We start from the raw sequence: 8,612 nt of genomic DNA on the forward strand, positions 1-8,612 counted from the left end.
TTATGTTTTCATATTTATATATTTAAAGAATTATTCCTGTTTTTGGAAGGTATTTTTTGCTAATCGATATGAATTAAAATTCTAAACGTTGTTCAAAAACAGTTAAATATTTTTTAATCTAGGAATGTTTCCATTGTTTTTTAGATAATTATTTAAAATAAGATATTAAGAAAGCAGTTGTTAATTATTCAACTGCTTTATGATATTTATAAAATATTTGATGATCCCATATCTTCTTTGATTACATCAAGAACAGTTTGGGTATAAGTTCTTTCTATAATTGGGTCTTTTAGCAATTCTTTAATAAATGCATTTAATTCATTTGTGTTTCTGAATTTAGCAATTAAAAATGCATCATACTCTCCGGTAACATCATATATTCCAACTACATTTTTGTTAAAGAATGTTTTTTCTTCCCAATTTTTAAGTTTTCCGCCTTTTACTCTTACACCAATAATTGTGGTTAAAACAAATCCTAGTTTTTCATGGTCAATAACAGGGGAGAATTTTTTGATAACTCCGGATTTTACCATTTTATCAATACGGTTGTGAACTGTACCGACAGATACGTCTAAACTACGAGATATTTGTCTGTAAGATGTTCTAACATCTTCATTAATAATTTTAAGAATGTTTATGTCTGTATCATCAAGTTTTACAACATTATCTTTTGTTTTTACCATTATAATCACTTCATATTAATTTACTAAATTTTTAGTGTATCAATTTAGTAGTTATTATATAAAATCATTAATTGTTTATTATATTTAAAAGTTTATATATTTTTAATTATTTTTTTTTATTTATGCCAAAATATTTTTAATTATTTTTCCAAAGTTATGATGTTTTTTTATATTTCAGTTATAACCATAGTATTTTTTTTAATATTTTATGTTTGTTTAAATTTTTAAATAGTTATTTGTCATTTGGATAAGTCTATTAGAATTTTTTTTATATCTTCAATATTTGCATCAGTTTTTATGCCCAATGGGTTATAATGGGTTTTTATTGCAATAAATCCTTTATTTTTCATTTCATCAAATATCCGGTCAAGTTTTGGAGCACTTATTTTTAAAGATTTGCAAATTGCATGAACATCAAAGAATGTTGCAGGAGCTTTTGCTTCTAAAAGACAACTGTTAAGCAATTTTAAGGCTTCTTTTTCACTGTTTATTTTCTTATAATTGTTTTCATCAATCATCTTTTCAATGAATTCTGCATTCTGAATATCTCCTAACCATAATGGTCCTGCATGAATTAGTTTTTCACCACATATGGGGCATGTTTCTTCAATCGCACTTGCCAATCCCGTGGTGGTTTGTCGGTGCAGGCAATTTTTACAATGGCTGATATAACCTATATTTTTTAATGACTCATCGCTTTTTTTTGAACCTTTTTTAATTTTTATGTATAATCTCATATAATGTTCAGTGCTGTGTGACATTTGTATTTCAATGCACTTTGAATATTTTGCAAGGGTGAGTGCTACAAAACCTGCTAAAATTCTTATGCCATTTTCATGACAGTATTCACTTTTGTATGGTTTCGCATTATATTTTCTGATGCAGGGTTCCTTATAAGTTCCGCATAGTGCTGATGTATCGGTGGCCGTAACACATAACAGTGAATTTCTACGGGCACAATATCCCACGGAATCTAAAAAAGGGGAAGGTGTTCCAAAAGGATCAATGTCAATCACATCAAATTCGCCCCGTTTCATTCTCAAAAACATGCTTGCGTCATGTTGAAAAACATCAATATTATCTAGACCATTTAATTTAATATTGTGTTGTTCATATTCGTTAGCCAATTCGCTGATATCATTTATTGCCACATTTCCAACGCCATTTATTTCATTTTTATAACGAATTCCACGAATTCCACTGCCCCCAAACAAGTCGCATATGTCAATTTCCCTATCTTCTTGTTTTTGAAATACTTGGATTGCAAGGATAGATAAATCTCTATTTAATTCCATGTGGGGATTATAAAAAACAGGAGCGTCAGATGAAACTTTATCAAATTCAGGAAATTCAATTTTTGTCAATCCTTCTTCAATTTGTTTAATTTTATATTCATCCATTAGTTCTCACTCATTCTTTCTTTATTGATTATGTAATGTTTTAAATATTATTAGATTTAAACATTAGTATAGTAATTAATCTAATTTTTATGATTTGGTGATAAATGTGTCAGAGATTAAAGTTCCTATAGCAAAACCAATAATTGGCGATGAAGAGATAGAAAATGTAGTTGAAGTTTTAAAATCCGGAATGATAGCTCAAGGACCTAAAGTGGCCGAATTTGAACAAAAATTTGCTGAATGGGTTGGAGCAGATTACGGAATTGCTGTTAATTCAGGAACAGCCGCATTACATGTTGCTTTATTGTCATGTGGCATTGGTAATGGGGATGAGGTTATTACTTCACCATTCACATTCATTGCTAGTGGAAATTCAATTTTATACACAGGCGCTAAACCGGTATTTGCAGATATCGATTTGAAAACTTATACATTAAATCCAGAATCAATCGAATCTTTAATAACTGAAAACACTCAGGCTATTCTTCCGGTTCAGTTATATGGACAGTCTGCCAATATGGACAGAATTAATGAAATCGCTGAAAAACATGGTCTTTGTGTTATTGAAGATGCTGCTCAGGCACATGGTGCAACTTGCAATGGTGTTAATGTAGGTAGCTTAGGGGACATGTCTTGTTTTAGTTTTTATCCAACCAAAAACATGACTACTTCTGAAGGAGGAATTATTACAACTGATGATGAAGATTTGGCCGAAAATGCAAAAATCTTCAGAGCCCATGGAGCTAGCGTAAGATATCATCATGATTATGTCGGATATAATTTCAGAATGACTGATATTTCAGCAGCTATTGGACTTGCACAATTAAATAAAATAGATGAATTCAATAACAAAAGAATTGAAAATGCCTCTTATTTAAACGAAGGTTTAAAGGATGTTGATGGAGTCATTACTCCTTATTGTGCATACGGATCAAAACATGTATATCACCAGTATACAATCCGTGTTGAAAAAGGAGACCGTGATGAATGGGTTGATATAATTAATGAATGTGGTGTTGGTACAGGTATTCATTATCCGATTCCATTGTACAATCAACCGGTTTATAAAAAATTGGGTATTGAAGGGGATTGCCCTAATGCAGAACTTGCAGCGGACAATGTAATTTCTCTTCCGGTACATCCTTCTTTAACAAAAGAAGATTTGGATTTAGTAATTGAAGCTGTAAGAACAGCTTCTAAAAAAGTATAATTCTTTTATACTTTCTTTTTTTTCAAATCGAAATAGATTATTTCACTGAAATTCCAATCATTACCGTTTCACTGTCTAGATTGTTCCAAACGGAATGCGGAATGCTTCCGTCTACTATGAATGCATCATCCTTTTTAACAATGATTTCCTCATTGTCAAGGAGGATTTTTGCCTCTCCTTTTGTCACGATGAACAGATGGTTGTGGTCGTGTGTATGTTTTTCATGAGGTCTTTCACCGTTTAAATCAATATACACAATGGCTTCAGCGATTATTTCACCAACAGATTCAAAACAGCTTTTTGGCAATGAAATTTTAATGATTTGGGGGAGTTGCAAATTCGGTCATGGTATCACCATTATTCAAGCATTTCCTCGACGGTTTCAACTTTGGCGGCCAAAGTCCTGTTTTCAATGTCTCTTCTGTCATCAATTTTTATCACAGTGTATACTCTACCAATGCCCAACTCAAAAATGGCTTCCTGAGCATCAGCTATTGCTTCATAAAGTTCAGACAAATTTTCAGCTTCAATTTGAGTTCCCATTCCAGTCAACTGGTAGTTTAAACCTGAATCCTTAATGGATTGCACAGCCGCAGTCACATAGTCTTTGCATTCTGTTGTTTCGCTTCCAACGGGTAATATTGCAAAATCACAAGTTATCATATTATCACCGTAAACCTATTTATTTATCTTCGTATAAATTAATTTGTAATGGCTAAATTAAACAAAGATGAATTCAATGAAAAGATTTTTACAAGAATAAACACTTTAATTAAGGATTATGATTTAATCAAGGAAAATGAATTAATTGCTGTTGCATTATCTGGTGGTAAAGATAGTGTTTTAACTTTACATGCTCTTAAAAATTATCAAAGCTATTTGGATTTTGATTTGGTGGCAATCAGTGTTGATGAGGGAATTGAAGGTTACAGGCAACACGGCATTGATTCTGCCATTAAAAACGCAGAGGATTTGGACGTAAAATTGGTTCAAAAATCATTCAGGGATGAGGAAGGATTTGCCTTGGATGATATTTATCAGGATTTTAAAAGCGCCTGCATTCCATGTGGTGTTTTTAGAAGAAATATTCTAAATAAAACAGCTTATGAATTGGGGGCCTGCAAAATCGCAACTGGCCATAATATGGATGATGAGATCCAATCCTTTTTAATGAGTTTTGCTCGAGGAGATACTATCAAATTCTCCAAATTCGGCCCGGAACTTGACGTTATCCATCAGAAGCTGGTTCCAAGAATCAAGCCATTGTGGAACACTCCAGAAAAGGAAGTCGGAATGTGGGCCATATTAAATGATATTGACATTCATCTTGATGAATGCCCTTATTCTCATTTGTCTTTAAGGGCAAAGATTAAGGAGTTTTTGAATGTCAATGAGGATAAGTATCCTGGCATAAAAAGTAATGTGATGGAATCATTTCAAAAGATATTGACCTTTGAAAATGATATTTCCACAAGCCTCAATGAATGTGAAGTCTGTGGGGAGCCGACATCATCCAACGTCTGCAAGGCTTGCGAGTTGAAAAAACTAATTTCTGATAATGGCAAAAGCCATATATCCAATGAATAATGCAATAAGTATTGTACCTTCTTTTTTATCAAATTTATCTTGGGTCTTACCGAAAACGTAACAGAGTATTGTTGCAGCCACCATTATTATAACATCAAGAATCATGCTTGAATTTAAAGGTATTGCGCTTATGGTGCTGCTTGCTCCGAGTACGAACAATATGTTGAATATGTTTGACCCGATTACGTTTCCTATAACTAACTGATTTTCACCTTTCTTTAAAGCGGTAAGTGATGTTACAAGTTCTGGCAAAGAGGTACCCATTGCCACAATAGTCAAACCTACCAGTGTTTCACTCATTCCCAGTGCCAATGCTATATATGAAGCACTATCAACAACCAAGTCGCCACCGATAACGATACCTGCAATACCAATCAATATGAATACTGCACTTTTCTTTAGTGTAAATTTAGGTTTTTCCACATAGTTTGATGCACCGGATTTTCCTGCGTTGCGAATGAGATAGGCTATGTAAGCTACTAATAGGATTAACAGAATTATACCTTCAATGTTTGAAATATCTCCTCCAATCACAATAAACAACGCGAACAATATTGTGATTCCAACAAGGAACGGCAAATCCTTTTCGAGAATTTCCTTTTCCATCAGCAATTCGTTGAGAAATGCGCAAATTCCTATAATCAACAGCATGTTGAACATGTTACTTCCGATAACGTTACTGACAGCCATTGCATTGCTTCCAGTTAGGGAAGATGTAATTGATACTGCTGCTTCGGGAGCACTTGTTCCAAAAGCTACAATGGTTAGGCCAACAATGACGGTAGGTATTTTTAAGATTGCAGCAACGCTGCTTGCACCATCAACAAAAAAATCAGATCCCTTAATTAAAAATACAAATCCTGCTAATAACAGTACTGCTTGAATAATTATTCCAGCATCCATCATTATTCTCCTTTAATGTCTTCTTCAGGTCCTAAGTCGGTTACAAGGACTTTATCAATTTGATGTCCGTCAATATCAATAATTTCGAATATGAATCTGCCACATTCGTATTTGTCTTCTTCATCAGGTATTGTACCACTAATACTAAGAATGAACCCTGCTAAAGTGGTGTAATTGTCTTCCTCTTCATCAGGCAGTGGTTCTTTGAAATCGAACAGTTTTTTAAATTTATCAATAGGATATCTTCCATCGATTAACCAGGTTCCATCTAATCTTTGCACTGCTTGCGGTTCGTCCTCTTCGTCAATTCCAGGTATGTCTCCCACAATACCTTCGAGTAAATCATTCAATGTAATTAATCCTTCAACGCTTCCGAATTCATCAACAACTAAAGACATGTGCACATATTCCTGGTTTTCTTTGAATTCTTTTAATAATTCCAGGGTTTCCAAGTGTTCAGATACTACTAAAGGTTCCTTTACAATTTTATAAACATCAAATTCATCTTCACTAAACATAACTGAAAGAATGTCCTTTGCTTGCACAACTCCTATAAAGTCATCTAACTCTCCTTTGGCTATTGGGAAAATAGACCGTTTACTTTCAATGATTTTGACTTTGTTGATATCTCGGTCATCATCTAAATCAATCCAAATGATTTCATTCCTAGGAGTCATTATACTTTCGACTTTTTGGTCATCAAGTTTGAAAACTCTTTTGATAATGTCCTCTTCTTCTTTTTCAATTGTTCCGTCTTCCCGTCCTTCTTTAATCATCAATTCGATTTCTTCTTCAGTAACAATGTCATTGTTTCTATTTTCAATTCTCATTATCCATAAAAGAAAACTGCTGGATTTTGCAAGAACAAAACTAACTGGTTTTGAAACTTTTTCAAGAATAACCATGCTTTTTGCAACTTTTAGGGAAACTCTTTCAGGATTATTTAAGGCAATTACCTTAGGGACAATTTCCCCAACTACTAATGTTAGGTAAGTTGTAACAATAACTACAATGGCTACGCTAATAGGTTCGTTGTATGGTATAAAAGAAATTAATTTGCTAAGGGGTTCAGCTAAAGTTACTCCACCAAAAGCCCCTGTTAAGACACCAATAAGAGAAATACCAATTTGAACTGTAGATAAAAATTCATTAGGATCTTGTAATAAATCCATAACGATTTGAGCGTTTTTATTTCCTTCTTCTAAGTATTTTTGCATTTTTGCTTTTCTTACAGATACTATGGCAAGTTCTGCCATAGACAAATATCCAGTTAATATTATTAAAACTAATATTATAATTATCTCGAGTGTCGTTCCAATCATTTTTAACAGACCATTAAAACTAGTTATAAATCACTGGCTAGTTGAAAGTCAGTGTTACCATATATCTTATCCTGCATTTCTTGAACTGCTAGAGATGCATCTTCTCTTGTAGCCACTTTTTTAAATATTCTCCTGGATTTGACCTTTAAAGTTTTTCCACAAACGCATTTACGTGTAGCTACGCCTTCTTTTGCATATAATGCACGACCACAGTCGCAACGAAATATAAGATACATGATTTTCCCATTTAAAATTAATTGTAATATATTATAATAGGATATATTATATAAAATTTTCACTATCCGCCAAATATTTTCATGAATAATGGGATGAAAACTTTAGATGGCAATATTACTAACGTGGCTATGCTAACTCCTAAATTAGTTCCAACAACAACTAACAGGATTCTGAATATATTGTTGTGCCATAAATCTTTAAAGCTTTCAATGTTTGCTAAATTTTGAACATCACTTTTTCTGACTTTTCTAAATTTGGCTTCAACCAAACCAGAAAACCATCCGGCAGCAAGCAATGGGTGAATTATGGTTAAAGGAGCTACAACCCCTCCAACAATTGCTGATTGAATTTTGGACCCTGAAAGAATGGATCCAACAAATCCCATAATCATACTTATGATTATAAACTCATAGATGTTTCCGGTTATATTTATCCCACTAAAATATGCCAGAAAAAATATCACGATAAATAAAATAGGGATCATTGCTAAAAAGATTTTAACCCATGGAATCCCTTTCTTATCATCGATTATCTCTAATTCATGTAATGGCGGCAATTTCTCCGGATTGTCCAAATATCTTAAAATGCCCGGTTTGTGGCCAGCGCCAACAACTGCAATAACATGGTCTTGAGGAATCTGAAGTAATCTTCCTGCAAGATAAGCATCCCTTTCTTTAACAAGAACTTCATAAACGCTGGGAGCTTCATCTTTGAACATTTCCATTAAATCATCAATATTTTCAGGATTCTTCAAATCTTCAATGTCAAGTTCATCTTCAATATCCTCATCACCAAATATTGAAGTGAGAAGTCCAAATAAGAATTTGGCCTTTTCTATAAATCCCATTTTATTTAATGCTCTTTGTAATGTGGTGCTTATGTCCCTGTCTATAAGAGCTATTGGTATTCCCAAATCTTCACAAGCCTCAATTGCACCAACCATTTCTGATCCGGGTTTCACATCCACATCAGCACCAATTTTTGATTGGAAATATCCTAAAAGAGTTGTGGTGAAAAATAATCCTACTTTATTTTCTTTTATAATTTGGGTAACTGATATTGTGTCATCTTCTTCAATGCCCCTCATTTCTTTTTTTAATCTAGTATATCTTCCTCTATCTAGTTCAATAGCCACCATTTCTGGCTGTTGTTCGTAGATGGCATCTTTCACTTCTTCAACACTTTCTGAAGATACATGGGCGGTACCAATTATTGTTAAACATTCTCTTTTCATTAAATAAACACTTCTTTATTTCTTGTATTATCTTAT

The 8,612-nt window shown here is 33.2% G+C and carries 10 protein-coding genes; 2 read left to right on the forward strand and 8 right to left on the reverse strand.

Features of this window, described 5'->3' with window-relative positions:
• Positions 1–206: 206 nt before the first annotated feature.
• On the reverse strand, positions 207–683 hold the full coding sequence (locus Q4Q55_RS08550; RefSeq protein ID WP_292807033.1) for an Lrp/AsnC family transcriptional regulator: 477 nt from the start codon (positions 681–683) through the stop codon (positions 207–209).
• Positions 684–922: 239 nt separating this feature from the next.
• A complete protein-coding gene (locus Q4Q55_RS08555; RefSeq protein WP_303372397.1) occupies positions 923–2,083 on the reverse strand; it encodes a tRNA (guanine(10)-N(2))-dimethyltransferase in 1,161 nt (386 codons plus the stop codon).
• A 106-nt stretch (positions 2,084–2,189) separates the two neighbouring features.
• On the opposite strand from Q4Q55_RS08555, the gene Q4Q55_RS08560 reads away from it, so the two are divergent.
• Positions 2,190–3,293 (forward strand): DegT/DnrJ/EryC1/StrS aminotransferase family protein, encoded by a 1,104-nt coding sequence (locus tag Q4Q55_RS08560; protein WP_303372398.1) that lies wholly within the window; start codon positions 2,190–2,192, stop codon positions 3,291–3,293.
• Between the two features lie 37 nt (positions 3,294–3,330).
• Here Q4Q55_RS08560 and Q4Q55_RS08565 read toward each other — a convergent pair whose 3' ends face one another.
• Together Q4Q55_RS08565 and Q4Q55_RS08570 are read right to left on the reverse strand one after the other, a co-directional pair.
• Complete coding sequence (locus tag Q4Q55_RS08565) at positions 3,331–3,600, reverse strand: cupin domain-containing protein (protein WP_303372399.1); 270 nt, start codon at positions 3,598–3,600, stop codon at positions 3,331–3,333.
• A 50-nt stretch (positions 3,601–3,650) separates the two neighbouring features.
• Positions 3,651–3,956, reverse strand: a complete 306-nt coding sequence (locus Q4Q55_RS08570) for an MTH1187 family thiamine-binding protein (protein ID WP_303372400.1) — start codon at positions 3,954–3,956, stop codon at positions 3,651–3,653.
• Between the two features lie 48 nt (positions 3,957–4,004).
• Between Q4Q55_RS08570 and Q4Q55_RS08575 the strand changes: the two genes are divergently transcribed.
• On the forward strand, positions 4,005–4,880 hold the full coding sequence (locus Q4Q55_RS08575; RefSeq protein WP_303372401.1) for a TIGR00269 family protein: 876 nt from the start codon (positions 4,005–4,007) through the stop codon (positions 4,878–4,880).
• Here Q4Q55_RS08575 and Q4Q55_RS08580 read toward each other — a convergent pair.
• The 4 genes from Q4Q55_RS08580 to Q4Q55_RS08595 form a co-directional block, all read right to left on the reverse strand.
• Positions 4,839–5,786 carry a calcium/sodium antiporter gene (locus tag Q4Q55_RS08580; RefSeq protein ID WP_368660152.1) on the reverse strand — a complete coding sequence of 316 codons (948 nt, stop codon included), beginning with the start codon at positions 5,784–5,786 and terminating at the stop codon, positions 4,839–4,841. The genes Q4Q55_RS08575 and Q4Q55_RS08580 overlap by 42 nt on opposite strands.
• Positions 5,786–7,105 carry a hemolysin family protein gene (locus tag Q4Q55_RS08585; RefSeq protein ID WP_303372403.1) on the reverse strand — a complete coding sequence of 440 codons (1,320 nt, stop codon included), beginning with the start codon at positions 7,103–7,105 and terminating at the stop codon, positions 5,786–5,788. Before Q4Q55_RS08585 ends, Q4Q55_RS08580 begins: the two co-directional genes overlap by 1 nt.
• A gap of 23 nt (positions 7,106–7,128) precedes the next feature.
• Entirely contained in the window at positions 7,129–7,341 is a 213-nt protein-coding gene (locus tag Q4Q55_RS08590; protein WP_296804401.1) for a DUF1922 domain-containing protein, read from the reverse strand.
• A gap of 62 nt (positions 7,342–7,403) precedes the next feature.
• Positions 7,404–8,576, reverse strand: a complete 1,173-nt coding sequence (locus tag Q4Q55_RS08595; RefSeq protein WP_303372404.1) for a TraB/GumN family protein — start codon at positions 8,574–8,576, stop codon at positions 7,404–7,406.
• Between the last annotated feature and the right edge of the window lie 36 nt (positions 8,577–8,612).

Origin of the sequence: Methanobrevibacter sp. (assembly GCF_030539555.1) — an archaeon.
Classification (GTDB): Archaea; Methanobacteriota; Methanobacteria; order Methanobacteriales; family Methanobacteriaceae; genus Methanocatella.

Excerpts from the sequence above, each read along its gene's own strand:
- Q4Q55_RS08555 (WP_303372397.1), bottom strand. The coding sequence starts at position 2,083 with ATGGATGAATATAAAATTAAACAAATTGAAGAAGGATTGACAAAAATT.
- Q4Q55_RS08580 (WP_368660152.1), bottom strand. The coding sequence starts at position 5,786 with ATGATGGATGCTGGAATAATTATTCAAGCAGTACTGTTATTAGCAGGA.
- Q4Q55_RS08570 (WP_303372400.1), bottom strand. The coding sequence starts at position 3,956 with ATGATAACTTGTGATTTTGCAATATTACCCGTTGGAAGCGAAACAACA.
- Q4Q55_RS08595 (WP_303372404.1), bottom strand. The coding sequence starts at position 8,576 with ATGAAAAGAGAATGTTTAACAATAATTGGTACCGCCCATGTATCTTCA.
- Q4Q55_RS08550 (WP_292807033.1), bottom strand. The coding sequence starts at position 683 with ATGGTAAAAACAAAAGATAATGTTGTAAAACTTGATGATACAGACATA.
- Q4Q55_RS08585 (WP_303372403.1), bottom strand. The coding sequence starts at position 7,105 with ATGATTGGAACGACACTCGAGATAATTATAATATTAGTTTTAATAATA.
- Q4Q55_RS08575 (WP_303372401.1), top strand. The coding sequence starts at position 4,005 with ATGGCTAAATTAAACAAAGATGAATTCAATGAAAAGATTTTTACAAGA.
- Q4Q55_RS08590 (WP_296804401.1), bottom strand. The coding sequence starts at position 7,341 with ATGTATCTTATATTTCGTTGCGACTGTGGTCGTGCATTATATGCAAAA.